Below are 23,205 nucleotides of genomic sequence, written 5' to 3' on the forward strand. Positions count from 1 at the left end.
CGGACCTCGACCGCCCGCGCTCCGACGCAGATACACAGGTACGTGCATATCGGCGCGTTTCCAAAACGGTTTTTGCACACGACCCCGCACTACATCCTGATGACCGACTACACCGCGACCGTCACCGTCCGGCTGAAGCGGGGCGTCCTCGACCCGGAGGCCGAGACGACGAAGGACGCGCTGGAGCGGCTCGGCTTCGAGCTGTCGGGGCTCCGGTCGGCCGACCGCTTCGAGATCGACCTGTCGGCCGACGACGCGGACGCCGCGGCCGCGCGCGCCGACGAGATGGCCGAGCGCCTCCTGGCGAACCCGACCATCCACGACTACGAGGTCGCGGTCGAGGAACGATGACGGTCTCGGTCGTCGCGACGATCGAAACCGTCACTGACGCCGCCCACGCGGGGTGTTCAGCGTGACGGTTTCGGTCGTCCAGTTCGGCGGCTCCAACTGCGACCGCGACGCCGTCCGCGCGCTGGACCACCTCGGCGTCGACGCGGAGCGCGTCTGGCACGAGGACGGCCTGCCGGACGACACCGAGGGGATCGTCCTCCCGGGCGGCTTCTCCTACGGCGACTACCTCCGCGCCGGCGCGATGGCCGCGCGGGCGCCGATCATGGAGGAAGTCCGCGAGGCGGCCGCCGAGGGCGTCCCCGTGCTCGGGGTCTGCAACGGCGCACAGATCGGCTCCGAGGCCGGACTGACGCCGGGCGCGTTCACCACCAACGCCTCCGCGCGCTTCCAGTGCGAGCCGGTCCACCTCCGCGTCGAGCGCGCGGACACGCCGTGGACCGCGGCCTACGACGAGGGCGACGTGATCGAGGTCCCCATCGCCCACGGCGAGGGGCGCTTCGAGATCGGCGACGACGCCTACGACGACCTCGTCGCCGACGACCGCGTCCTGTTCCGGTACTGCGACGCGGACGGGAACGCGACCGACGCCGCGAACCCCAACGGTTCCACGGGGAACGTCGCCGGCGTCCTCGGCGAGCGCGAGACGGTCGCGGTGCTGATGCCGCACCCGGAGCGCGCGACGCTGCCCGACGTGGCGACGAGCACCGACGGGGCGGGAGTTCTCGAAGCGTTCGCGTGAGTCGATCGGGGGCGCTTCCCCGACGCTTGCAACCCTTGTTTCCTTGCGACGATTTAACCGGACCGAGCGCGAGGTTCCCGTATGAGCCAGCAGCAGCCGCGGGGCGACGGGAACGACCCGGACGACCGCGACGAGGACCGGTTCGCCGGCGAGAAGGACGAATCCCTCCGGAGCCGCGACGTGACCGAAGGGGCGGACAAGGCGCCGCACCGCGCGATGTTCCGCGCGATGGGGTTCGACGACGCCGACCTCTCCTCGCCGATGGTCGGCATCGCCAACCCCGCGGCCGACATCACGCCCTGTAACGTGCACCTCGACGACGTGGCCGACGCCGCGCTCGACGGCGTCGACGCCGCGGGCGGGATGCCCATCGAGTTCGGCACCATCACCATCTCGGACGCCATCTCGATGGGGACCGAGGGGATGAAGGCCTCCCTCATCTCGCGGGAGGTCATCGCCGACTCCGTCGAACTCGTCTCCTTCGGCGAGCGCATGGACGCGCTGGTGACGGTCGCGGGCTGTGACAAGAACCTGCCCGGCATGCTGATGGCCGCCATCCGGACCGACCTCCCCTCCGTCTTCCTCTACGGCGGCTCCATCATGCCCGGTCAGCACGACGGCCGCGACGTGACCATCGTGCAGGTGTTCGAGGGCGTCGGCACGTACGCGCAGGGCGAGATGGACGCCGACGAGCTGGACGAGTTGGAGCGGCAGGCCTGCCCCGGCGCGGGCTCGTGCGGCGGGATGTTCACCGCCAACACGATGGCCTCCATCTCCGAGGCGCTCGGGCTGGCGCCGCTCGGCTCCGCGTCCGCGCCCGCCGAGGACCCCGAGCGCTACGAGGTGGCCGAGCGCGCGGGCGACCTCGTGTTGGAGTGCGTCGAGGAGGACCGCCGCCCCTCCGACATCCTCACCCGGAAGTCGTTCGAGAACGCTATCGCGCTCCAGACCGCGGTCGGCGGCTCCACGAACGCGGTGCTGCACCTGCTCGCGCTCGCGGGCGAGGCGGGCGTCGACCTGACCATCGAGGACTTCGACGAGATCTCCCGCCGCACGCCGAAGATCGCGGACCTCCAGCCCGGCGGCGCTCACGTGATGAACGACCTCCACGAGGTCGGCGGCGTCCCGATCGTCCTCCGGCGCCTGCTGGAGGCGGACCTGATCCACGGCGACCAGCTCACCGTGACGGGACGGACCATCGAGGAGGAGCTCGACCGCCTCGACCTGCCCGACGACGACGAGATCGACGCCGAGTTCCTCTACACGGTCGAGGAGCCCAAACAGCCCGAGGGCGCCATCAAGATCCTGAAGGGGAACCTCGCCCCCGACGGCGCCGTGTTGAAGGCGACCGGACAGGACGAGTTCTACCACGAGGGACCCGCGCGCGTCTTCGAGAACGAGGAGGACGCGATGGAGTACGTCCAGACCGGCGAGATCTCCTCGGGCGACGTGATCGTCATCCGCAACGAGGGGCCGACCGGCGGCCCGGGGATGCGCGAGATGCTCGGCGTCACGGCCGCGGTCGTCGGCGCCGGCCACGAGGACGACGTGGCGCTGTTGACCGACGGGCGCTTCTCCGGCGGCACGCGCGGCCCGATGATCGGCCACGTCGCGCCCGAGGCGGCGGACGGCGGCCCGATCGCGCTGCTCGAGGACGGCGACGAGGTGACCGTCGACATCCCGAACCGCGACCTGACCGTGGCCGTCGACGACGACGAGCTGGCGGCCCGCCGCGCGGAGTGGGAGCCGCCGGAGCCGGTCTACGACGGCGGCGTGCTGGCGAAGTACGGTCGCGACTTCGGCTCCGCGGCCCGCGGCGCGGTCACGAACCCGGCGCTGCGGCGCGAGTAGATCGGCGGCGAACCGGAAAGCGGAACGAACGCCGCCGAACGACTTACGTCCCGGGCGGGCGATTTTCTGCGCATGCAAGCGCGCGACCTGATGACGACCGACGTGCAGATGGTGGCCCCCGACGACGACGTGGCCGACGTGCTCAAGCGGTTCGCCCGCGTCGAGTTCTCCGGGTTTCCGGTCGTCGACGAGGACCGATACGTCCTCGGCGTCGTCACGGAGTCCGACCTCGTGGACCTGTTCGAACCCGAGGACAAGACCCTCTGGATCCCCGTGGGTCTGCCGCCGTTCGTCGACACGCTCACCTATCAAGTCGATCCGCCGTGGGAGGACCTCGACGTCGGGCTCGACTTCGTGCGGGACACGGGCCGCGAGATCTCGGAGGTGATGACGACCGAGGTGATCACGGTCGAACCCGACGCCGACGTCGGCGAGATCCTCGACCTGCTCTCCGGCGACGACCCGAACATCAACCGCCTGCCGGTGGTCGACGAGGACGGGCGGATCGTCGGGATCGTCGCCAGACAGGACGTGATCCGGGCGTTCCGGGACCGGCGGCTGGAGTGAGGTCGGAGGGCGGCGCCGCCTGACCCGCCGACCGCCCGGAAGCGATCCCGTCCCCCGCCCGCGGCAACGCCGTCGCGCTTCGAAACCGTAAGGACGCCCGGGCGTGGACGGACACTGTGAGCCGACACCGAAACCTCGCGCTGTTCCTGGTCCTCGCGGCGGTGTGGGGATCGGCGTTCATGGCGATCAAGGCGGGGCTGGAGTTCTTCCCGCCGGTGCTGTTCGCGGCGATCCGCTACGACGTGGCCGGCGTGATCATGCTCGCGTACGCCGCGGTCGTCGTCGACGACCCGATCCCCCGAACTCGGGGCGAGTGGACGCTCGTCGCGCTCGGCGCGACGCTGCTCATCGCCGCCTACCACGCCTTCCTGTTCATCGGCGAGACCGACCCCAACGTGACGAGCGCCGTCGCGGCCGTCCTCGTGAGCCTCTCGCCGGTCCTCACGACCGTCTTCGCGCGGGCGTTCCTCCCGAGCGAGCGCCTCACCCTGATCGGCACGGTCGGCCTCCTCATCGGACTGGCGGGCGTCGTCGTCCTCTCGCAGCCGAACCCCGGGAACCTGCTCGGCCAGGGGACCGGCGCGAAGCTGCTGGTGTTCCTCGCGGCCGCCGCCTTCGCGCTCGGATCGGTGCTGACGCGGGCGGTCGACGCGGACCTCCCCATCGAGACGATGGAGGCGTGGTCGATGCTCCTGGGCGCGGCCCTGATGCACCTGCTCGCGTTCGGCCTCGGCGAGTCCGTCTCCGACATCGCCTGGACGTGGGAGGCGGTCGCGTCGCTCGCGTACCTCTCCGTCGCCGCCAGCGCGGCCGGCTTCCTGATCTACTTCGACCTGCTCGACCGCCTCGGCCCCATCGAGATCAACCTCGTCTCCTACGTCGCCCCGGTGTTCGCGGCCCTCTCCGGCTGGCTCTTCCTCGACGAGGTGATCGCGGTGCCGACCGTCGTCGGCTTCGTCCTCATCTTCGGCGGCTTCCTGCTGGTCAAGCGGGAGGCCATCCGCCAGGAGTGGGGCCGGTACCTGGCGTCGCGGTCGTAGTCGGTCGGCGTCGCGGTTCTCGTCTACCGGCCTCGCACCCCTCGAGCGACGGCGTCGCGGCGGACGAAACCGTGCGGGTCCTTCTCACTCCCGGAGTAGTCTTTATGTTCCGGAGCGTCACCCTCGGCGCATGTTCCCCGAGACGTTCGAGACGGAGCGCCTCCGGTTCGAGCCGCGGTGGTCCGAGCGCGTCGACGTTCACGAGCTGTACGAGATCTGTTCGAGCGACCCCGGCATCGAGGAGGTGACCGAGTACGTCTCGTGGAGCCCCCACGAGACGCCCAAGGAGACCGCGGAGTTCCTCGACCGCGGCCGCTCGAAGTGGGACGATCGCGAGGCGGCCGGCTACGTGCTCCGGCCGCGTGAGGGCGAGGACGGCGCCGGCGAGATCGCGGGCACGACCGGCATCGCCCTGAAGTGGGACCGGCAGACCGCCGTCCTCGGCCTCTGGCTCCGCAAGCGGTTCTGGGGCCGCGGCTACTCCGGCGAGCGCGCGGCCGCGCTCTGCGAACTCGCGTTCGACCGCCTCGACCTGGAGGTCGTCGCGGTCTCCCACCATCCGGACAACGAACAGTCCGAACGCGCCATCGGGAAGTACGTCGACCGGTTCGGCGGCCGTCGCGAGGGCCGGCTCCGCAACACGCTCGTCGACGTGGACGGCGGCGTGTTCGACGAGGTCCGCTACACGATCTCGCGGTCGGAGTGGCGCGAGGCGACCGACGGCGGCACCGACATCCTGTGAGCGAGCCGGGAGGGCCCGGGCTCGGCCGTCAGCCATTAGTCGCGGCGCCCGAACCCGGCAAGTATGACTGAAAGATCGCTTTCCGACCGCGTTCCGCTCGCCGCCGGTGCCGCCGCCGGCGCCGCAGCCTACCTGCTGGGCTACCTGGTCACCTACGTCTGGCAGTCGGGCTCTGTCGAGGAGCGCCTGCAGGGGGTCAACTTCCTCGCGGACCTGTTCGGAAGCGATCCGATCCCGGTGTGGAAGGCCGTCGGCTGGCTGTTCTACAACGCGCACTTCGTTCGCACGCGCTTCGAGGGCGGCCTGGGCGGTCCCCGCTCGGAGAACTTCATCGCCGCCGCGGAGGGCGGCTCGCTGGCGCTGCTGTACCTCGTGCCGGTCGTCCTGCTCGTCGGGGCCGGCCTCGCGGTCGTGGCCCTCGACGGCGCCGACGAACCGGCCGACGGCGCGCTCGCCGGCGCCGCGGCGGTCGTCGGCTACCTCCCGCTCGCCGTCGTCGGCGCGTTCCTCTTCTCGTACGACGGATCCATCGCGCCGGACGCGGTGACCGCCGTGCTACTGGCGGGCGTCGTCTACCCCCTCGCGCTCGGTGCGGTCGGCGGCGGAGTCGCCGTCGTCGCGGGACTCGGCGAGGACTGACCGACCGCCCCCGGCCGCCTTTTCCGACGCCCTCACCGACCGCGCGGGTCCAGCACCGCGGCGTCGAACCGGTCCGCGCGGACGAGCGCGAGGCCGAACCCGGCCGCGACCAGCGCCGGCAGGTAGTTCCCGAACCAGAGGTTGATCCCACCCCAGAGGATCACGAAGCTCACCATGTCGTCGAGCATGAACTCGCAGTCGCGGAGGCGCTCCGTCAGCGCCTCGCGGTCGAACGCGCGGTCGAGCGCGCCCACGGCGACGGTCGCGGAGAGCACCCAGCCGAGGTAGTTCGAGAGCGGGACGCCGTAGAAGGCGCCCGCCGCGTCGTAGCGCCAGAACCCGAGCGCGACCGCGCCGGGGTCTAACACCACGTCCATCGTCACGACGGCGCCGATGACCACGAGCAGCCGCGGGAGCGCCCGCGCGGCGCGGCCGCCGAGCAGGAGCAGACACAGCAGGTAGGCGTTCGCCACGAGCGGGAGGAAGAACACCGGCAGCGCCAGCGGGACGCCGCCGAGCATCGGTCCGAGGTCGACGCCGTACGAGAAGCCGCCGTAGGGCCACCCCGTCCGGACGCCGACCGTCTCGATGGCGTAGGTGTAGGCGGTCAGGAGGCCGATCCACCCGGCGGCCCGGCGGTCCACGAGCGGGAGCACGCCCGCCACGAGCGGCGAGCGCATCACCAGCACGCCGAACAGGACGAACCACGGGTTGAACGCGAGCGGGTCCGGGAGCCACCCCGCCGCGCTGGCGACGAGCGTCACCGCCCCCACCGCCGGGAACAGCACCGCGATGGTGAACCGGTTCTCGCGGACGAGGCGGTCGAAGCGGGCCTGGAATGCGGCACGTGAGTCGGGGACGGCGGCGCGGAGGCGGTCCGCGGACGAGGCGCTCGACGCGTCCGCGTCGGCGTCCGGGGCCTGCGCGCTCGCGGACCCGGCCCCGTCACCGCTCACGCGATCACCTCCGTCGCCGGAACGAGCAGCCACAGGCCGCCCATCGTGATCCCCGCGCCGACGACGCCGTTCACCAGGGGGAACCACCAGTAGGCGCGCTCGACGGCCACGTCGCTCGTGGCCACCCACGACAGGAAGAGGGGGTAGACGCCGAACGCGAACAGGAACCGGATGTCGAGCGCCGCGAACGCGGCCGCCGCGCCGGTCCAGCAGACCAGACAGTAGGCGTAGGTGCGTGCCTCGCCGAGCGCCGTCGCGGTCGTGGTGACTCCCGCCGCGCGGTCCGGTTCGATGTCGGGGACCGCGGAGAAGGTGTGCATCGCCATCGTCCACAGCCACGCCCCCACGAGCGCGAGCGCGGGCGGGTGGGCGCCGGCGACCGTCGCGTAGGCGGCCGCGCCTGGCAGGATGTAGAGGCCGTTCGAGACCGAGTCCAGAAGCGGCGTGGTCTTGAACCGGAGCGGCGGCGCGCTGTACTCCACGCCGAGCAGGAAGAAGCCGGCGAGGTAGGGCCACGCGAGCGGCGGCGCGAGCGCGAACGTCGCCAGCCCGAGCAGCCCCGAAGCGGCGACCGCGGCGGCCGCGAGCGGGTCCCCGCGCCAGCGCGCCTCCTTCGCCGCCTCGCCCGGAGCCGTCGAGTCGGCGTTCGCGCCCGCCGCGTCGCCGTTCGCCTTCTTGGGATTCCGGGCGTCGATCTCGGCGTCGTAGGCGTCGTTGACGCCGTACAGCAGGACGTTCGCGGGAAGCAGGAAGTAGGCGAACATTCCGACCGCGGCGGGCGCCAGCAGGTCCGCCGGCGTCTCGGCCGCGTAGACGACCCCCACCGCCACCGGACCGGCGAGGTAGAGCCAGAACCGCGGGCGGGAGAGCGTCAGCAGGTAGCGGAGGCTCTCGCCGGGCGACCGGTCGGCGTCGGAGCGGCCGCACCCCGATCCGCCGGCGTCCGCGTCGGCGTCGCCCCCCGATGCGTCGCTCATCGGATCAGTGCGTCTCGCTCACGCGCTCGGCCGTGAGCTGGCCGCTTATCAGACACATCGGCACGCCGATTCCGGGGGTCGTGGTCGAGCCGGTGAAGTAGAGCCCGTCCACCGCCTCGGAGTGGTGCGGCGGCCGCAACAGCGCGGTCTGGCGCAGGGTGTGGGCCAGCCCGAGCGCGGAGCCCTGATAGCTGTTGTACCGGTCCGCGAAGTCGCTGACGCAGAAGGTCTCCTCGAAGACGATGCGGTCGCGGAGGTCCGTCCCCGCGTTCTCGGCGATGTCGTCGAGCACCAGGTCGCGGAACCGCTCGCGCATCTCCGGCGTGTCGTCGAGGCCGGGCGCGATGGGGACCAGGGCGAACAGGTTGCTGTGTCCCTCGGGCGCGACCGTCTCGTCGGTCTCCGAGGGGACACAGAGGTAGTAGGCCGGGTCCTCGGGCCAGCCGGGGTCCTCGAAGATGGTGTCGAAGTGCGACTGCCACTCGGTCGGGAGCACCAGCGTGTGGTGGGCGAGTTCGGGCAGGTCGCCCTCCACGCCGAGGTAGATCAGGAACGCCGACGGGGCGTACGTCCGCGACTCCCAGTACGCCTCGGTGTACTGGCGCTTCTCCGGCGGCAACAGCGCCTGTTCCGTGTGGGCGTAGTCGGCGTCCGAGACGACCATGTCCGCAAGGTGCCGCTCGCCGTTCGCGGCGTCGAGCGCGAAGCCGCCGCGCCGACCCTCGATGGCGGTCACCTCCGCGTCGGTGACGTACTCGACGCCGAGTTCCGCCCCGAGGTCGACCACGCCGTCCACGACTGCGCCCAGCCCGCCGTCGGGGTAGTAGACGCCCATGTTGAAGTCGACGTGGCTCATCAGGTTGTAGAGCGCGGGCGTGTTGGTGGGCGAACCGCCGAGGAACACCAGCGTGTACTGCATCAGCTGCTGGAGCTTCGGGTGCTCGAAGTAGTTCTCGACGTGCCCCTGCATCGTCCCGAGCAGCGAGAGCCCCCACGAGTGGCGCAACACGTCGAGGTCGACGTAGTCGCGGAGGTTCGGCCGGTCCTCGTAGACGAAGTGCTCCATCCCCACCTCGTAGTTGCGCTCGGACTTCTCGAGGTAACGCTCCAGCGCCTCGGCGGCGCCCGGCTCGTAGGACTCGAACAGCTCCTTGTTCGCCTCCAGGTCGGGCAGGACGTCGACGCTGTCCCCGTCCTTCCAGAAGACGCGGTAGTGCGGGTCCAGCCGCGAGAGCGTGTAGTAGTCCGACGGCGCCCGGTCGAAGTGGCCGAAGAAGCGCTCGAACACGTCAGGCATCAGGTACCACGAGGGGCCCATGTCGAAGCGGAACCCCTCGGCTTCCAGCCGGCTCGCGCGCCCGCCGAGCTGTTCGTTCTTCTCCAACAGCGTCACGTCGGCGCCGGCGTCCGCGAGGTAACAGGCGGTCGAGAGCCCGCCGAACCCGCCGCCGATCACCGCGACGGATTCGCCCGCGAGGGAGTCGATGTCGGGGGCCACGTCCATACCGCTCCTTCGACCGTCGCAGGTATAAACCTCGGCCGCGGCTCGACGGGCGACCCCGGGAGGCGACGGCATCACTAAGGTCCGGACGGGCCAACGGCGGGCATGGACACGACGGTCGTCATTACCGGAGCCACGAGCGGGATCGGACGGGCCGTCGCCGCGGCGTTCGTCGAGGCCGGGGCGTTCGTCGCCGTCTGCGGGCGCGACGCCGATGCGGTCGACGCGACGGTCGACGACCTGAACGCCGCGGACGCAGACGCCGACGCGGACGCCGACGCGGATCCCGACGGCCGCGCGTGGGGGATGCGCGCGGACGTTCGGGACGAGTTCGACGTGGAGCGATTCTTGGAAGGCGCCGTCCGCGAGGGCAGCCCCCTCGACGTGGTGCTCGCCAACGCGGCGGTCATCCACGGCGCGCCGGGCGATGTCCCGCTCCAGGAGACCTCATACGCCGACTTCGATGACGCGATGCGGACGAACGCCCGCGGCGTCTTCGCCACGGTCGTCGAGGCGGTCCCACACCTCGCGGACGACGCCCGAATCATCGTTCCGTCCGGCGCCGTCGCCGCCGAGAGCCGGAGCGGGATGGGTCCCTACGCGGTCTCGAAGGCCGCGGCGGAGGGGATCGCCCGCGGCTTCGCCGCCGACCTCGACGCGACCGTCGGCGTCGTCGATCCCGGCGTCGTCGCCACGGACCTCACCGGCAAGGGGAACGCGCGCGACCCCGAGAGCGTGGCTCCGCTGTTCGTCTGGGCGGCGACCGAGGCGCCCGCCGAGGAACTCGACTGCGAGCGGGTCGGGCTCCGCGAGTGGAAGGCGGCAACCCGGTAGCGGACGGGTTTCGCACGGACCCTTCGCACGGACCCTTTTGTACCGGAACGAACCAGCCGCCGCCGTGACCTGAGGGCTCGCCCGGGTCGGTCACGGCGGGAGCGCGGCGCGCCGGCCCGGGTTCGTCGACGCGCCGCCTGTTCGCCTCACGCGCGCTCGATTCGCTCGTCGAGATCGACCGCGGGACGATCATCCGCGACCGCGGCGACGGTGTCCATGAACGCCGTGCGGTAGGTCGCCGGTCCGTCGCTCGCCTCGGCGGCCGCGCGCTCGCCCGCCAATCCGTAGACCGCACTCGCGTGAACGGCCGCCCGCAGCGGCGGCGCGACCGCGGCGAAAGCGGCGACCGTGCTCCCGAGCATGCAGCCCGAGCCGACGAACGTCCCCATCCGCTCGTGGCCGGCCCGGACGGCGTACGCCGCCGTCGCGTCCGCGACCACGTCGACCGCACCGGAGGCGAGGACGACGGCTCCCGTCTCCGTCGCCAGCGCTCGCGCCGCGTCGGCGAGGTCGGTCTCCGTCCCGACCGACTCGACGCCCCGCATCTCCGCCGTCGCGTCGGTTCCGACCAGCTCGGCCGCCAATCCGCCGATCTCGCCCGCGTTTCCCTTGATCGCGTCGACGGCGATCGCGTCGAGGATGCGTCCGACCGACGAGACTCGATGGCTCGTCGCGCCGTAGCCGACCGGATCGAGAACGACCGGCGTCCCGGCGTCGTTAGCGGCTGCTCCGGCCTCGACCATCGCGTCCACCTCGTCGGCCGTCGCGCGACCGGTGTTGAGGAGCACCGCGTCCGCGCCGGTGGCCATCTCCGCCGCCTCGCTCGGCGCGTCAGCCATCACCGGCAGCGCGTTCCAGTGGAGCGTGACGTTGGCCGTCTCACTCATCGTCACCTCGTTGGTGAGGTGCTGGACGAGCGGCCCCTCGTCCGCGACCGCCGCCAGCGTCGCGGCGACCGGTCCGTCGGTCGGATCAGTCATCGCCACGCCCCCCGTGAGCAGCTGTGACGGCCTCACGCAGGTCGCGAGCGGCGGCCGCGGGATCGTCTGCGCCCGTGATCGCGGTGATGACGGCCACAGAACTCGCGCCGGCCTCGACGACCGGCGCCGCGTTCGAGGCGTCGATGCCGCCGATACCGACCACGGGGACGTCGACCGCGCGCGCGATCTCGCCGACTCTCTCGGGACCGACGCCGTCCTTCGCGTCCGCGACGTCCTTCGACGACGTGCCGTAGACCGCGCCGACGCCGAGGTAGTCCGCGCCCGCGGCGACCGCGGCCTCGGCTTCTTCGACCGTCGAGGTCGAACAGCCGACGACGGCGTCGTCGCCGAGTCGCTCCCGTGCGACCTCGACCGGCAGGTCCGACTGGCCGAGGTGGACGCCGTCCGCGTCGAGCGCCGCGGCGAGGTCGACGCGGTCGTTGACGATCAGGTCGGCCTCGGCCGCGGCGGTCAGTTCGCGGAGCCGTCGGCCCAGCCGGTAGCGCGTTCGCGCGTCCGCGTCCTTCTCGCGCAGTTGGACGACGTCGACGCCGCCGTCCAGCGCCGCCTCCACGACCGCCTCCGTCGTTCGACCCGACGAGAGGGAGCGTTGCGTCACCAGGTACGTTCGCCAGTCCGTAGGGTTCATCAGGTGGTACTACCCGATTGTCGAGCTTGGAACTTCCGCTCCGCTCGAAGTGGGGCGGAAGCCGCCGCTCGTCACTCCGCGGCGCGCTCGAGGACCTCGACGCTGCCGGTGAGTTCGCGGTGCACGTACGGCATGTCGATGCCCGCGGCGTCGAACCGCTCCTTGACACGCTGCACGTACTCGGAACGCACCTGGACGAAGTCGCCGCGATCCGGGTCCTCGATCCACCAGCGCGACTGGAGGCCGACCGCGGAGTCGCCGAGTTCGACCAGTCGGACGGACGGCCCGGGGTCGTCGAGGATGTCGGCGTGGGCCTCGGCCTCCTCGATGATGATGTCCGTCGCGGCGTCGATGTCGTCCTCGTAGCCGATGCCGAAGACGAACTTCTGGCGCAGCGTCTCGTAGGCGACCGGATTCGTCACGGCGTCGTTAGCGAGGTCGCCGTTCGGGACTGTGACCCGCTCGTTGTCGAACGTGCGGACGCGGGTGACGCGCAGGTCGATGTCCTCGACGCGGCCGGCGTTGCCGTCCCACTCGATCCAGTCGCCGACCTCGAACGGCTTGTCCTTCAGGATGAAGACGCCGGCGACGAAGTTGCCGAGCAGGTCCTGCGCGGCGAAGCCGATCGCGAGCGCGATCGCGCCGCCGAACACCGCGAACGCCGACAGGAACGCGCCGAAGCCGGCGACGGTGAACGCGATCGCGACCGCGCCCACCCAGACGACCGCCCGCGCGACGCTCGTCGCGAGGCTGCGAACCGCCTCGTCGAAGCCCTTCGAACCGAGCAGCCGCCGAACCGCCGGCACGAACAGCGCCATGCCGAGCAGGTAGACGACGACGAACCCGGCGACGAACAGCGCCGCCGAGACGGCTATCGACCCGAGGTCGACGGCGTCCAGTACGGCACCGAGCTGCAGGAGTGACACCATACCGAGAGGGTAGGACGCATTTATAAAGAGTCTGGTGGCAGCGACATCAGTCGGTCGGTCTCGGACGGACCGGGAGCGGTGCGTCGCGGGCGGCGACCGCGCGGAGTCGGCGGCCGTGCGGGTCGTCGCGCTCGATCCGATCGCGAACCGATCCGGGGACCCACTCGTCCCGACCCGCGGCCGCAGGCGAGGGAGCCGTGTCGGCCTCGTCCCGTCGCAGGTCCGCCGGGAGGTAGCGGTCGTAGGTCGGGAGCCGCTCGTGGAGCGGCACGCCGCCGGCGTCGGCCACGTCCCGAAGCTCGTGGATCGCCGGCCACTCGTACTCGGGGTTGATGTAGTCGTCCGTCACGGGGGAGACGCCGCCGAGGTCGTCGATGCCGCAGTCGACCAGCTCCGCGGCCGGCGAGAGGTTCGGCGGCACCTGCACCGACACCGCCTCCGGGAGCGCCGCCCGTGCCATCGCGACCGTCCGTCGCATCGTGTCGAGGTCGGGCTTCGCGAAGTCCGATCGCTCGTTCGGCACGACGTTCTGCACGATCACCTCCTGTACGTGCCCGTAGCGCTCGTGGAGGTCGCGGATCGCCAGCAGGCTCTCCGCGCGGTCGCGGGGCGTCTCGCCGATCCCCACCAAGATTCCGGTCGTGAAGGGGATCCCCTGCCGGCCCGCCGCCCGGATCGTGTTGAGGCGTTGGCCCGGCGTCTTCCGGCGGCCGCCGCTGTGGGCGGCGACGTCCGCGGTCGTCTCCAGCATCACGCCCATCGAGGCGTTCACCTCGCGGAGGTCGGCGAACTGCTCCTCGGTGCAGTCGCCGGGGTTCGAGTGGGGGAGCAGCCCCTCCTCCAGGGCGATCTCGCAGGCGCGGTAGAGGTAGTCGTGGATCGAGTCGAACCCCCACGCGTCCAGCTGGTCGTGGATCGCGGTGTAGCGGTCGTCGGGGTCGTCGCCGAAGGTGAAAAGCGCCTCCGTGCAGCCGGCGTCGGCGCCGATCCGGCACTGCTCGCGGACCTCCTCCGGGCTCATCAGGCTCGCCTCGCCGGGGACGTCGTAGTAGGTGCAGTACGTGCAGGTGTACCGGCAGGCCGTCGTCAGCGGGATGAAGACGTTCCGCGAGAAGGTGAGCGCGTCGGCGGCCTCGACGTCGCCGGGGCCGACCGCCAGCAACCGCTCGACGGCCTCCCCGTCGACCGAGATATCGATGTCGTACGCGTCGACGCCCTCGAACACGCCCCCACCTCGTCGGGCGACCCTCAAAAGCGTATCAGTCCCGGCACGCGCGGGCGAGCGGACCGAGGTCGGTCGGCTACCGGTCGTCGGCGCGATCCACGCCGACGCGGCCGCCGTCGATCCTGAGTTCGAACCCCGCGTCGACGAGCCAGTCGCGGGCGGCGCCTTCCCCGTGGAGCAGCACCTCGGCCAGGTCCGTGCGCTCGTCGACGTCCGTCGCGAGCCGACGGGAGTCGACCTCCCGCAGGTCCGCGCCGGCCTCGCCGGCGATCCGCCGGTGGTCGCGACAGGAGGCGCCGTGGTAGTCGACCCGAAAGGCGGGGTCGGCGACGACGAGCGCGTTCGTCCCGCCGCCGCGACCGGGCGCCATCGCCACGCCGCCGTCGGGCGCCGCGTCGAACAGGCGTTCGACCGCGTCGGGCGTCGCCAGCGCGAGGTCGCTGACGACGACCGCGACCGGACCGTCGCCGGGAGCGTCCGGCAGCACCGCGTTCACCGCCGGCGTGAGTGCGCGGTCGTCGACCGTGACCGATACGTCGGCGCCAGCCGGTGAGGGTACGCGGTCGCGGTCGAGCGGCGCCGTGGCGAGGAGGTGGGGATCGCCGCCCGCGGCCGCCACCGCGTCGAGCACGTCCGCCAGCATCGCGTGGGCGAACGACTCACGCTCGGTCGGCGTCAGCGTGTCGGCCAGCCGGCTCTTGGGGCGGTCGGTCGAAAACGGGAGGAAAACGTCCACGGGCGGGGAACCCGGGCCTTAGAACAGCGACTCGAGTTCGTCCTCGTCGTCGTTGACGAGGGTCTCGAGGTTGTCGTCGCTCTCCTCGCGGATCTCCTCGAGGTTGTCCTGGGCCTCGATGGCGACCTGCTGGAGCTCCTTGATGCGCGGGACGTTGGTCACGCCCGCGAGCAGGATGACCGCCGCGACGAAGCCCGCGCCGCGGTAGGGGTAGTCCCCGCCGCGGACCTCCATCGAGCCGGTCTGCTCCTCGAGCCACTTCCGGCCGCGCTCGATCCCCTTCCGGTTGAGGTACTGCGGCGGGCCAGCCATCACGAGCAGCGCCCGCTCGGCGCCCTCGATCTCACACGGGAGGGTGAGCCGGCCGAGCGCGGCCTTGCGCACGAGGCTGGTGATTCGGTTGGTGGTGTGCGCCGTGTCGAGTTCCTCGTCCCCCTCCCCGCCGCGAAGCCGCGAGAGAAGCCCGCTGGAGCTCTGTTCCTCGACTTCCTCCTCCGCGAAGCCGACGGTGGAGACGCCGCCGCCGGAGAGGGTGTTGATGATCTCGGAGGAGTCGACGACGGACTCGGCGACCTCCTGCCCCTGCTGGATCTCGCCGGCGCCGAACAGGATGCCGAACCGCCGGACGATCTCCTCGTTGATCTCCTCGTAGCCGCCCTGCACGGACTCGCCCGTCTTCCGCCACGCGTCGTTGTCGAACACCATGAGGTTGTCCACCTCACGGACGAACGTCTGGAACGAGCGCGCCGCGTTGAGCGTGTAGATGCCCCCCTCGTCGCTACCGGGGAGCACGCCGAGTCCGTACACCGGCTCGGTGTAGATGCGCTTGAGGTGCTTGGCCAGTACCGGCGCGCCGCCGGAACCGGTCCCGCCGCCGAGCCCGGCGACGACGAGGAACGCGTCCACCTCGTGGACCGGGATCGAGTCGATGGCGCCCTGCACCTCGTCGATGTCCTCCTCGGCGATCTCCGCGCCGAGTTCGTTGTCCGCGCCGACGCCGTGGCCCTTCACCCGCGACTGGCCGATAAGTACGCGCTGGTCCTCCGGGATGTGCTCGAGGCCCATGAGGTCCGCCTTCGCGGTGTTGACCGCGGCCGCGGCGCGGACGATCTCGGAACCGGTCCGCTTGTCGTACTCCAGGAACTTGTCGACGATTTTGCCCCCCGCCTGTCCGAATCCGATCATTGCCAGTTTCATGATGTCCCCTGATGGTCTTTGAAGGAAGCACAGTAGGATCGCGGATATAAACCTTGTGATGGCTCAAATCGGCGTATTCGGGCAATATGGCCGTCTAGACGCCCGGAAAGGCCCGATTATCACGGCGTGAGAGTGGCAGTAGGGAGGCGTTGACGGGGACCGAGGACGGTATGGCATCCCAGAGACCCCCCGTCTCGGGCGGATCACGCCCCGATCACGGTCGTTGTCTGACGGGCGCGCGGCGTGGTCGCTCGGCGACGGGCGGTCGACGAGCGGTCGCGGACCGGGCGCGACCGCTACGCGACGCCGAGGTACTCGCCGAGCGTCGTGAGGTCGTCCTCGTCGACGCCGAAGGCCCCGATGTCGTTGTCGTCGGTCGTGTTATCGAACTTCAGCGACCGGTACTGATCGGGACCCATCGGGAACCCGGGGATCGCGCCGAGAACCGTCAGGCCGAGTTTGGCCATCGGCATCGGGAGCGGGAGGATGCTGATCCCCGTTCCCTCGGCCTCGTAGACGAGGTCCGTGATCTCGCGGAGCGTCAACTCCTCCGGGCCGCCCACCTCGTACGTCTCGCCGACGTGTTCGTCCTTCTCGACGCCGTCCGCGAGCATCGGGGCGAGGTCCTCCACGTGGATGGGCTGGAACCGGGTGCGGCCGCCGCCCGGCAGCGGATACACCGGAACGCCGGGCGCGAACAGCTCCTTCAGCCGCGTGGTGAACGAGACGAACTCGCCGCCGTCGCCGAACACCACGGACGGCCGGAAGATCGTCCAGTCGAGGTCGCTCGCGCGGACGGCGGTCTCGGCCGCCCCCTTCGCGCGGATGTAGGCGGTGTCGCCGTCCGGGTCCGCCCCCAGCGCGCTCATCTGGAGGAAGCGGTCGGCGCCCGCCTCCTCGGCGGCGCGGAGGAGGTTCTCCGTCCCGGCGCGGTGGACGCGGTCGTGCATCTCGTTGCCGCCCGACGGCTCGAACAGCGGCGAGAGGGCGACGAGGTTCACCACCGCGTCGTGGCCGGCGACCGCCTCGTCGAGTGTCTCCGGGTCGGTCACGTCACCGACCGCGACGTCGACGCCCTCGGGCGCACCCTCCGCCGAGCGCGCCAGCGCGGTCACCTCGTGGCCCCGGTCGAGGAGTTCGCGACAGAGGTACGACCCGATGAATCCCGTGCCGCCGGCTACGAGCACCTGCATGCACTCGCGTTGGGGCGGACTCGCCGTAAACCTACCGCGGGGACGGCCGCCGAACCGACCCGCAAGCGACCGCCGAACCGACCCGATTATGGGGGCCGCCCCGCGAGAGACGGATATGCTGATCACGCTGGAGGGGCTCGACGGGAGCGGCAAGACCACCGTGTGGGAGGCGCTTCACGCCTCGCACCCGGAGGCGGTGTTCACCCGCGAGCCGACGGACACCTGGTACGGTGAGGCGGTCTACCGCTCGATCGAGGACGACGCGGCCGACCCCCTCGCGGAGCTGTTCCTCTACACCGCCGACCACGCGGCCCATCTCTCGGAGACGGTCCGTCCGGCGATCGCGGATGGGAAGCTGGTGATCTCCGACCGCTACTCCGACTCGCGGTTCGCGTACCAGGCGGCGTCGCTCGCGGAGTCGGGGATCGAACGCCCGCTGGAGTACGTCCGCGGCATCCATCAGGCGTTCTCTCGGAAGCCGGACCTGACGATCTACCTCGATCTCGACGCGAAGCGCGCGGCCGAGCGGTCGGGCGCGACGAACAAGTTCGAGCAGCGCGAGTACCTCTCGACGGTGCAGGCCAACTACGAGCGACTGATCAAGGCGGAGCCGGGTCGGTTCGTTCGCGTCGACGCCACGCGGTCGCCCGAGGAGGTGATCGACCGCGTCGAGCGCGTGGTCGCCGACGCGCTCGCGGACGGGTAGGCGCAGGGCCGCCGAAACTGCGGGACTACGACTCCACGTCGGGCAGTTCGTACTCCTCCGGCGGTTCGACGTAGAGGAAGTCCACGGCCGCGCCCAGCGCGCCCGGGATGAACACGAGGACCGCGAAGACCGCGCCCGAACTCCCCAGATCGACGCCGATCCCGAACGGCCCCGTGAAGACCAGCGTGGACACGAGCAAGACGATCGGAACGAGCGTCACGGCGTATATCGCCGTCCCCCAGTCGGTCTCCAGCTGCAGCCGGAAGAAGCGGGTCATCACCGCGGCGGCCAGCGTGTGCGCCGCCACGAGTCCGACGAGGAGGACGACCTGAAGCACCGAGGCCATGAGCGCGTTACGGGCGCGGCGCATTTCCCCCTGTCGGCTTCGTCGCGCCGTTCCTTCGTGCGACTCGGTCCGGCCCCGCGCCGGCCGCGAAGCCGGGCTACTCCTCCATGGAGACGTACGTCTTCGTGTCCACGACGCCGTCGAGGCGCCCGACCTGCTCCGAGACCGTCGAGAGCACGTCGTACACCTCCGGCGCGTCGACCTCGGCGATCAGGTCCCAGTCGCCCGCGACGACGTGCGCCTCCGCGACCGCGTCGACCCCGCGGATCGTCTCCACGAGGTCGGCGGCCGCGCCCACGTCCGCCTTGACCAGCACGTACGCGTGAACCATGCGTGCTCTTCTCTCACAATGCTCAAAAGCGTTCCCCCCGTCGGGGACACCGTGTCGGCGGAACCCCGGCTCACCGGGGACACGGTTATTGTCGAGGGGGTCGTTACCATACTCCATGAAGTACGTCATCGTCGGAGCCGGGCGGGTCGGCCTCCGTACCGCGCGAGTCCTGCGCGAGGAGGACCACGAGGTCACCGTCGTCGAGTTCGACCCCGAGACCGCCGAGCGGGCGGAGTCGGCGGGCTTCGAGGTGGTCGTCGGCGACGGCGCCCGCGAGGACACGCTGGAGAGCGCGGGAATCGACGATGCGGACGCGCTCGGCGCGCTCACGGGCGACCTCAACGTCAACTTCGCCGCCTGCATGATCGGGAAACATCACGGCTGTCGGACCGTGATGCGCATCGACGAGGACTACCGCGAGGAGATCTACCAGAAGTACGCATCGGACGTCGACGAGATCGTCTATCCCGAGCGGCTCGGCGCCATCGGCGCGAAGAACGCCCTGCTCGGCGGCAACGTGCAGGCGATCGCCGACATCGCCCAGAGCCTGCAGGTGCTCCTGTTCACCGTCACCGACCAGTCGCCGATGGCCGGCTACACGCTCTCGGAGGTCGCGCTCCCCGCCGAGGCGCGGATCCTCGCGTTCGGGAAGGGCGACGACCCGCTCGGCGTGCCCCTCGCGGACGACTCGCTGGAGGTGGGCGACCGCGTGGCCGTCCTCGCGGACTTCTCCGTGCTGGACGAGGTGCGCCAGCTCCTCGTCGGCGACGCGGACGCGGTCACCTCGGTGACGGGAGGTGAGGCCTGATGGTCGTCGCCTACGTGATGGTGAAGGTGAACACCGGCGAGGCGGACCGGCTGAAGGCGTCGATGAGCGACCTCGACGGCGTCGAGGAGGTCCACGTCGTCGCGGGCGACGTGGACTTCGTCGTGAAGGTGAACGTGGACTCGCCGGGCGCGGTCAAGGAGGTGGCCGCGACCGGCATTCAGGGCATCAGCGGCGTCGAGAACACGCAGACGTACATCGCGATGGACTGATCGCGCCTCGCCCGAGCGTGGCTCGCCCGAACGCGTCTCGCCCAAATGCGCCTCGCCCGAACGCGTCTCGCCCAAATGCGCCTCGCCCGAACGCGTCTCGCCCAAATGCGCCTCGCCCGAACGCGTCTCGCCCAAATGCGCCTCGCCCGAGCGCGGACGCGCTCTGTACCCGGGGGCGACGGGTCGGCGTACCCTTTTGACCCATGCCGCGCCAGACGGCGCGTGCTCTGACCGTTCGCCCGGGTCGAACGAGGCGGTCGTGCGGCGACCCGACCCGGAGCCGCCGCGCCGCGGAGACGCGGGGCGTCCCGCCGCCTGTTCGCCATTCCGTCAGCTGTGAGCTCCCACGTCCGTCCGCGCACTCGTGCGGAAACGCGCTCCCCGTCTTACGGCGCGCCGCCGGCCTGTCCCTGACGGCGCGCCTTCGACAGCAGCGACGCGGCCGGGCCCTCGTACTCGTAGCCCGGAACGATCCCCTGCACGTAGGTCCCCTCGACGAAGTCGATGACGGCCGCCGCGTCGTCGACGCCGCGCCCCTCGTTGATGTCGACCAGCGACGTCTCCACGACGACCGTCTCCTCGTGCCGCGTCACGTCCACGTCGAACTCGCGCGACTTGCGAGTGACCCCGCCCACATCGGCGACCCGCTGCGCGAAGGTGTCGAACCAGCCGTCCTCGACGACGTCCGCGACGTGATCGGCCGCGGCCGCGCCGAGCGTCGGCACGGTGACGGTCACGTCGAAGCGGATCCGGCCGTCCTCGGCCGCGGCCGGCGTCACGGCGCCGTCGAACGCGGTGCTCGTGGAGACGTAGCGGTCGCCTTCGCCGGCCGCCTCGAAGGAGCCGTGGTCGGAGAAGGCCCGTCGGGCCCGGTCGGGCGCACCTGTCGTGTCGCTCATACCTCAGGAAGGGCGTCGGCGCTCAAAAGGGCGTCGCGCCGCGACTCGTCGGCCGTCACCGACGGTGGCAGGGGTGTCCGGATCTGGTGCGCTTTTGGGCGGCGACGGCCAAGTTGGGCCATGGCAGAGGAGTTTCTTTCGACGGCGGCCCTCCGCGACGAGTTGGAGGGAGTCACCTTCGACCGACCGCCGGCGCTCGTCAGCAACGCGCACATCACCGGTCTGAGCGTCGCCCGGGCGCTCTCGGAGCACGGCGTGCCCGTGATCGCGCTGGACAGGAACGGCGACGGCGTCGCGCCGCCGTCGGACGCGATCGACTTCGCCGGCGAGGTGACGTTCCCACTGGACGACCTCGAGGGCTTCCGCGAGGACGTGGAGGCGGTGGTCGACGCGGTCGGCCGTGAGGTCGTCGCGTTCGGCTGCATGGACGAGTGGGCGCTGTCGTACGCGGCCGCGGAGCCCGAGGGAGTGCGGCTCCCGTTCGCCGACTCCGACGTGCTCGACGCGGTTCTGAACAAGTCCCGGCTCTACGCGACGTGCGAGGAGCTGGGCGTTCCGTATCCGGAGACGCACCGCCTCTCCGAGACGAGCGTCGACGAGGCCGCCGAGGCGCTCGGCTTCCCGCTCGTCGTCAAGCCGGCGCTCAAACGCGAGTTCGAGGAGGCGTTCGGCACGAACGTGATCGAGGTCGCGGACCGCGAGGAGTTCGCGGACGTGGTCGAGGCCGCCGAGGCCGAAGGAGTCGAGGTGATGGCCCAGAAGCGCGTGAACGTCGCGACCGGCGAGGACCGATCGCTGGCGTCGTACGTCCCGCCCTCGGGCGTCGAGGACGCGCTGGCGGTCGTCGGCAACGCCCGCGTCCGCTTCCCGCGGTCGTTCGGCACCTCGTGTCTGGTCGAGCGCGTCGAGGACCCGACACTGCGCGACCGGGCGCTGTCGGTCCTCGACGAGGCGGACTACTACGGCATCAGCGAGGCCGAGTTCGTCTACGACGCCGACCGCGAGGAGTACCTCCTGCTCGACGTGAACACGCGCCCGTGGAAGTGGATCTCCATGCCCGTCGCAGCGGGCGCGAACCTCCCGATGGCGGCGTACGCGGCGGTCACCGACGCGACCTACGAGTCCGAGGGGATCGAGGACGCGCGCTGGGTCTACCTGCGCGACTACCTCTCGCTGCTGGCCACGGACGACGCCTTCTGGGACGTCCTCTCGACGACCGACTGGGCATCGCTTTTGTCCGGCGGGTTCGAGGAGTCCGGGACGCTCACGACCGGCGTCTACCGTCCCTCCGACCCCGACCCGGCCGCGAAGCTCATCGAGACGGAGTTCACCGACCGCGAGTACTACTGCTCCTGCTGAGGCGGTCGCGGGGCGCGGGTCCGGCCCCTCGGGTCGAACCGGAACCGGCCGTGCCGGCCCCGACCGGAACGTTTTGTGTCCCCGCCCGGCAGTGTCGGGTATGTATCTCCTGACGAACGGGCTGATCCACACGGCGACCGAGACCGGGACGGTCGAGGGCGACCTCCTGATCGCGGACGGCGAGGTCGCGGCGGTCGGCGACGTGGACGCGCCCGCGGACGCGACCGAGATCGACGTGGCCGGCGCCCACGTCACGCCCGGACTGGTCGACGCGCACAGCCACGCCGGCATGGCCGAGTGGGGCGAACCGGAGGACGGCGACATCAACGAGGGAACCGACGCGGTAACGCCGCACGTCTCCGCGCTCGACGGCTTCCACCCGCGCGACGAGGAGCTCAAACACGCCTTCCAGAACGGCGTCACCGCCGTCTCCGCGCGGATGGGGTCGGGCAACGTCGTCGGCGGCGTCATCTGCTCGATGAAGACGTACGGCCGCACCGCCGACGGGATGCTGATCCGCGAGGACGGCATGAAGGCCGCGATGGGCGAGAACCCGAAGCGCTTCCACGGCGAGGAGCAGGGCCGCCAGCCCGCGACGCGACCGGGCGTCGCCGCGACGCTTCGGCAGGCGCTGATGGACGCGGAGGACTACGTCGACCGCCGCGAACACGCCCGCAACGAGGGCGAACCGTTCGAGCGCGACCTCGGCATGGAGAACCTCGCCCGCGTGCTCACCGAGGGGCTCCCGCTCCGCGTCCACGCCCACCGCTCGGACGACATCATGACCGTCTTCCGGATCGCCGAGGAGTTCGGGGTCGAGAACCTCTCCATCGAGCACGCCACCGAGGGCCACCTGGTCGCCGAGGAGTTCGCCGAGCGCGACGTCCCCGCGGTCGTCGGCCCGTCGCTCTACTCCGGTGCGAAGTACGAGCTCCGGAACATCACCTTCGAGACGCCCGCGATCCTCCACGAGGCCGGCGTCGACGTGGCCATCCAGACCGACGCGCCCGTCGTCCCGCAGCACCACCTCGACGTGTGCGTCGGACTCGCGGTCCGAGAGGGGTTCCCCGAGAGCGCGGCCCTGGAGGCCGTCACCCGCGTTCCGGCCGAGATCCTCGGCATCGACGACCGCGTCGGCACCCTCGAGGAGGGGACGGACGCGGACGTGGCCGTCTGGGACGGCGTCTTCCACGAGAACGGCAGCCGCACCCAGCACGTGTTCGTCGACGGCGAGCACGTCTTCGACCGCGAGCGGGACGCGGTCGACCCGCGGGAAGAATACGCCTGGTAGGTCGTCGCGGTCGCCGCGGCGCGCGCCAACCGCAACAGCACCGCACCGCAACAGCACCGCACCGCCGCCGAACGGACGTTTTTCACAGATGAGGCGCAACTCCCGCCGTGAGTGCAGCGTGATCGCTCG

Annotated in this window: 26 protein-coding genes; 13 read left to right on the forward strand and 13 right to left on the reverse strand. The window is 71.1% G+C overall.

The window, feature by feature from the left end; all coding sequences use genetic code 11:
* The first annotated feature begins 99 nt into the window (after nucleotides 1-99).
* From purS to ACQE3L_RS06835, 7 genes are all read left to right on the forward strand, one after another.
* Nucleotides 100-351, forward strand: a complete 252-nt coding sequence (purS, locus tag ACQE3L_RS06805) for a phosphoribosylformylglycinamidine synthase subunit PurS (protein WP_058366000.1) — start codon at nucleotides 100-102, stop codon at nucleotides 349-351.
* Between the two features lie 61 nt (nucleotides 352-412).
* Nucleotides 413-1,090, forward strand: coding sequence for a phosphoribosylformylglycinamidine synthase I (gene purQ, locus ACQE3L_RS06810; protein WP_426963012.1), 678 nt, complete (start codon nucleotides 413-415; stop codon nucleotides 1,088-1,090).
* Between the two features lie 81 nt (nucleotides 1,091-1,171).
* Nucleotides 1,172-2,941 carry a dihydroxy-acid dehydratase gene (gene ilvD, locus ACQE3L_RS06815; RefSeq protein ID WP_426963013.1) on the forward strand — a complete coding sequence of 590 codons (1,770 nt, stop codon included), beginning with the start codon at nucleotides 1,172-1,174 and terminating at the stop codon, nucleotides 2,939-2,941.
* A 72-nt stretch (nucleotides 2,942-3,013) separates the two neighbouring features.
* Nucleotides 3,014-3,508, forward strand: a complete 495-nt coding sequence (locus ACQE3L_RS06820) for a CBS domain-containing protein (RefSeq protein WP_426963014.1) — start codon at nucleotides 3,014-3,016, stop codon at nucleotides 3,506-3,508.
* 116 nt (nucleotides 3,509-3,624) lie between these two features.
* Nucleotides 3,625-4,548 carry a DMT family transporter gene (locus tag ACQE3L_RS06825; RefSeq protein WP_426963015.1) on the forward strand — a complete coding sequence of 308 codons (924 nt, stop codon included), beginning with the start codon at nucleotides 3,625-3,627 and terminating at the stop codon, nucleotides 4,546-4,548.
* A 130-nt stretch (nucleotides 4,549-4,678) separates the two neighbouring features.
* Nucleotides 4,679-5,290, forward strand: coding sequence for a GNAT family N-acetyltransferase (locus ACQE3L_RS06830; protein WP_426963016.1), 612 nt, complete (start codon nucleotides 4,679-4,681; stop codon nucleotides 5,288-5,290).
* A 63-nt stretch (nucleotides 5,291-5,353) separates the two neighbouring features.
* Nucleotides 5,354-5,929: a DUF7978 family protein gene (locus ACQE3L_RS06835; RefSeq protein ID WP_426963017.1), complete on the forward strand. Its 576-nt coding sequence runs from the start codon at nucleotides 5,354-5,356 to the stop codon at nucleotides 5,927-5,929.
* A gap of 32 nt (nucleotides 5,930-5,961) precedes the next feature.
* Here the strand turns inward: ACQE3L_RS06835 and cruF are convergent, their stop codons facing one another.
* The 3 genes from cruF to ACQE3L_RS06850 are packed head-to-tail and all read right to left on the reverse strand — an operon-like array spanning nucleotide 5,962 to nucleotide 9,366.
* Nucleotides 5,962-6,885, reverse strand: a complete 924-nt coding sequence (gene cruF / locus ACQE3L_RS06840) for a bisanhydrobacterioruberin hydratase (protein WP_426963018.1) — start codon at nucleotides 6,883-6,885, stop codon at nucleotides 5,962-5,964.
* Nucleotides 6,882-7,862: a prenyltransferase gene (locus tag ACQE3L_RS06845; protein WP_426963020.1), complete on the reverse strand. Its 981-nt coding sequence runs from the start codon at nucleotides 7,860-7,862 to the stop codon at nucleotides 6,882-6,884. The genes cruF and ACQE3L_RS06845 overlap by 4 nt, the downstream gene beginning before the upstream one ends.
* Nucleotides 7,863-7,866: 4 nt before the next feature.
* Nucleotides 7,867-9,366 (reverse strand): phytoene desaturase family protein, encoded by a 1,500-nt coding sequence (locus tag ACQE3L_RS06850; RefSeq protein ID WP_426963022.1) that lies wholly within the window; start codon nucleotides 9,364-9,366, stop codon nucleotides 7,867-7,869.
* A 102-nt stretch (nucleotides 9,367-9,468) separates the two neighbouring features.
* Between ACQE3L_RS06850 and ACQE3L_RS06855 the strand changes: the two genes are divergently transcribed.
* Nucleotides 9,469-10,197, forward strand: coding sequence for an SDR family oxidoreductase (locus ACQE3L_RS06855; RefSeq protein WP_426963023.1), 729 nt, complete (start codon nucleotides 9,469-9,471; stop codon nucleotides 10,195-10,197).
* A gap of 146 nt (nucleotides 10,198-10,343) precedes the next feature.
* Here ACQE3L_RS06855 and thiM read toward each other — a convergent pair whose 3' ends face one another.
* The 7 genes from thiM to ACQE3L_RS06890 all read right to left on the reverse strand — a co-directional run bounded on the left by thiM (nucleotide 10,344) and on the right by ACQE3L_RS06890 (nucleotide 17,106).
* A complete protein-coding gene (thiM, locus tag ACQE3L_RS06860) occupies nucleotides 10,344-11,177 on the reverse strand; it encodes a hydroxyethylthiazole kinase (RefSeq protein WP_426963024.1) in 834 nt (277 codons plus the stop codon).
* A complete protein-coding gene (thiE, locus tag ACQE3L_RS06865) occupies nucleotides 11,170-11,826 on the reverse strand; it encodes a thiamine phosphate synthase (protein WP_426963025.1) in 657 nt (218 codons plus the stop codon). Before thiE ends, thiM begins: the two co-directional genes overlap by 8 nt.
* A 71-nt stretch (nucleotides 11,827-11,897) precedes the next feature.
* The gene (locus ACQE3L_RS06870) at nucleotides 11,898-12,755 is read right to left on the reverse strand and encodes a mechanosensitive ion channel family protein (RefSeq protein WP_426963026.1); all 858 of its coding nucleotides are present in this window, start codon (nucleotides 12,753-12,755) and stop codon (nucleotides 11,898-11,900) included.
* Between the two features lie 46 nt (nucleotides 12,756-12,801).
* Nucleotides 12,802-13,980 (reverse strand): 7,8-didemethyl-8-hydroxy-5-deazariboflavin synthase subunit CofG, encoded by a 1,179-nt coding sequence (cofG, locus tag ACQE3L_RS06875; protein WP_426963027.1) that lies wholly within the window; start codon nucleotides 13,978-13,980, stop codon nucleotides 12,802-12,804.
* 76 nt (nucleotides 13,981-14,056) lie between these two features.
* Nucleotides 14,057-14,716 (reverse strand): 2-phospho-L-lactate guanylyltransferase, encoded by a 660-nt coding sequence (gene cofC, locus ACQE3L_RS06880; RefSeq protein WP_426963028.1) that lies wholly within the window; start codon nucleotides 14,714-14,716, stop codon nucleotides 14,057-14,059.
* An 18-nt stretch (nucleotides 14,717-14,734) separates the two neighbouring features.
* Nucleotides 14,735-15,913, reverse strand: a complete 1,179-nt coding sequence (locus ACQE3L_RS06885; protein WP_426963029.1) for a tubulin/FtsZ family protein — start codon at nucleotides 15,911-15,913, stop codon at nucleotides 14,735-14,737.
* A gap of 296 nt (nucleotides 15,914-16,209) precedes the next feature.
* Nucleotides 16,210-17,106: a complex I NDUFA9 subunit family protein gene (locus tag ACQE3L_RS06890; RefSeq protein ID WP_426963030.1), complete on the reverse strand. Its 897-nt coding sequence runs from the start codon at nucleotides 17,104-17,106 to the stop codon at nucleotides 16,210-16,212.
* 115 nt (nucleotides 17,107-17,221) lie between these two features.
* Here ACQE3L_RS06890 and tmk point away from each other — a divergent pair, with 115 nt between their 5' ends.
* Complete coding sequence (gene tmk, locus ACQE3L_RS06895) at nucleotides 17,222-17,812, forward strand: dTMP kinase (RefSeq protein ID WP_426963031.1); 591 nt, start codon at nucleotides 17,222-17,224, stop codon at nucleotides 17,810-17,812.
* Between the two features lie 25 nt (nucleotides 17,813-17,837).
* On the opposite strand, the gene ACQE3L_RS06900 is transcribed toward tmk, so the two are convergent.
* Nucleotides 17,838-18,158 (reverse strand): DUF7991 family protein, encoded by a 321-nt coding sequence (locus ACQE3L_RS06900; protein WP_426963107.1) that lies wholly within the window; start codon nucleotides 18,156-18,158, stop codon nucleotides 17,838-17,840.
* Nucleotides 18,159-18,255: 97 nt separating this feature from the next.
* On the reverse strand, nucleotides 18,256-18,489 hold the full coding sequence (locus tag ACQE3L_RS06905) for an Lrp/AsnC family transcriptional regulator (RefSeq protein ID WP_426963032.1): 234 nt from the start codon (nucleotides 18,487-18,489) through the stop codon (nucleotides 18,256-18,258).
* A gap of 115 nt (nucleotides 18,490-18,604) precedes the next feature.
* On the opposite strand from ACQE3L_RS06905, the gene ACQE3L_RS06910 reads away from it, so the two are divergent.
* Nucleotides 18,605-19,297, forward strand: a complete 693-nt coding sequence (locus ACQE3L_RS06910; protein WP_426963033.1) for a potassium channel family protein — start codon at nucleotides 18,605-18,607, stop codon at nucleotides 19,295-19,297.
* A complete protein-coding gene (locus ACQE3L_RS06915) occupies nucleotides 19,297-19,527 on the forward strand; it encodes an Lrp/AsnC family transcriptional regulator (RefSeq protein WP_426963034.1) in 231 nt (76 codons plus the stop codon). The genes ACQE3L_RS06910 and ACQE3L_RS06915 overlap by 1 nt, the downstream gene beginning before the upstream one ends.
* Nucleotides 19,528-19,913: 386 nt before the next feature.
* Here ACQE3L_RS06915 and ACQE3L_RS06920 read toward each other — a convergent pair whose 3' ends face one another.
* Entirely contained in the window at nucleotides 19,914-20,426 is a 513-nt protein-coding gene (locus ACQE3L_RS06920) for a DUF5813 family protein (protein ID WP_426963035.1), read from the reverse strand.
* Nucleotides 20,427-20,546: 120 nt separating this feature from the next.
* On the opposite strand from ACQE3L_RS06920, the gene ACQE3L_RS06925 reads away from it, so the two are divergent.
* Together ACQE3L_RS06925 and ACQE3L_RS06930 are read left to right on the forward strand one after the other, a co-directional pair.
* On the forward strand, nucleotides 20,547-21,785 hold the full coding sequence (locus tag ACQE3L_RS06925) for a carboxylate--amine ligase (protein WP_426963036.1): 1,239 nt from the start codon (nucleotides 20,547-20,549) through the stop codon (nucleotides 21,783-21,785).
* A gap of 100 nt (nucleotides 21,786-21,885) precedes the next feature.
* The gene (locus ACQE3L_RS06930) at nucleotides 21,886-23,076 is read left to right on the forward strand and encodes an amidohydrolase family protein (RefSeq protein ID WP_426963037.1); all 1,191 of its coding nucleotides are present in this window, start codon (nucleotides 21,886-21,888) and stop codon (nucleotides 23,074-23,076) included.
* The last annotated feature ends 129 nt before the right edge of the window (nucleotides 23,077-23,205 follow it).

Origin of the sequence: Haloparvum alkalitolerans (assembly GCF_050122995.1) — an archaeon.
GTDB classification, from domain to species: domain Archaea; phylum Halobacteriota; class Halobacteria; order Halobacteriales; family Haloferacaceae; genus Haloparvum; species Haloparvum alkalitolerans.

Coding starts and splice junctions, on each gene's coding strand:
- purS (WP_058366000.1), top strand. CDS start 100: ATGACCGACTACACCGCGACCGTCACCGTCCGGCTGAAGCGGGGCGTC.
- ilvD (WP_426963013.1), top strand. CDS start 1,172: ATGAGCCAGCAGCAGCCGCGGGGCGACGGGAACGACCCGGACGACCGC.
- ACQE3L_RS06820 (WP_426963014.1), top strand. CDS start 3,014: ATGCAAGCGCGCGACCTGATGACGACCGACGTGCAGATGGTGGCCCCC.
- ACQE3L_RS06830 (WP_426963016.1), top strand. CDS start 4,679: ATGTTCCCCGAGACGTTCGAGACGGAGCGCCTCCGGTTCGAGCCGCGG.
- ACQE3L_RS06835 (WP_426963017.1), top strand. CDS start 5,354: ATGACTGAAAGATCGCTTTCCGACCGCGTTCCGCTCGCCGCCGGTGCC.
- ACQE3L_RS06845 (WP_426963020.1), bottom strand. CDS start 7,862: ATGAGCGACGCATCGGGGGGCGACGCCGACGCGGACGCCGGCGGATCG.
- ACQE3L_RS06850 (WP_426963022.1), bottom strand. CDS start 9,366: ATGGACGTGGCCCCCGACATCGACTCCCTCGCGGGCGAATCCGTCGCG.
- ACQE3L_RS06855 (WP_426963023.1), top strand. CDS start 9,469: ATGGACACGACGGTCGTCATTACCGGAGCCACGAGCGGGATCGGACGG.
- thiM (WP_426963024.1), bottom strand. CDS start 11,177: ATGACTGATCCGACCGACGGACCGGTCGCCGCGACGCTGGCGGCGGTC.
- thiE (WP_426963025.1), bottom strand. CDS start 11,826: ATGAACCCTACGGACTGGCGAACGTACCTGGTGACGCAACGCTCCCTC.
- ACQE3L_RS06870 (WP_426963026.1), bottom strand. CDS start 12,755: ATGGTGTCACTCCTGCAGCTCGGTGCCGTACTGGACGCCGTCGACCTC.
- ACQE3L_RS06885 (WP_426963029.1), bottom strand. CDS start 15,913: ATGAAACTGGCAATGATCGGATTCGGACAGGCGGGGGGCAAAATCGTC.
- ACQE3L_RS06890 (WP_426963030.1), bottom strand. CDS start 17,106: ATGCAGGTGCTCGTAGCCGGCGGCACGGGATTCATCGGGTCGTACCTC.
- tmk (WP_426963031.1), top strand. CDS start 17,222: ATGCTGATCACGCTGGAGGGGCTCGACGGGAGCGGCAAGACCACCGTG.
- ACQE3L_RS06900 (WP_426963107.1), bottom strand. CDS start 18,158: ATGGCCTCGGTGCTTCAGGTCGTCCTCCTCGTCGGACTCGTGGCGGCG.
- ACQE3L_RS06905 (WP_426963032.1), bottom strand. CDS start 18,489: ATGGTTCACGCGTACGTGCTGGTCAAGGCGGACGTGGGCGCGGCCGCC.
- ACQE3L_RS06910 (WP_426963033.1), top strand. CDS start 18,605: ATGAAGTACGTCATCGTCGGAGCCGGGCGGGTCGGCCTCCGTACCGCG.
- ACQE3L_RS06915 (WP_426963034.1), top strand. CDS start 19,297: ATGGTCGTCGCCTACGTGATGGTGAAGGTGAACACCGGCGAGGCGGAC.
- ACQE3L_RS06920 (WP_426963035.1), bottom strand. CDS start 20,426: ATGAGCGACACGACAGGTGCGCCCGACCGGGCCCGACGGGCCTTCTCC.
- ACQE3L_RS06925 (WP_426963036.1), top strand. CDS start 20,547: ATGGCAGAGGAGTTTCTTTCGACGGCGGCCCTCCGCGACGAGTTGGAG.
- ACQE3L_RS06930 (WP_426963037.1), top strand. CDS start 21,886: ATGTATCTCCTGACGAACGGGCTGATCCACACGGCGACCGAGACCGGG.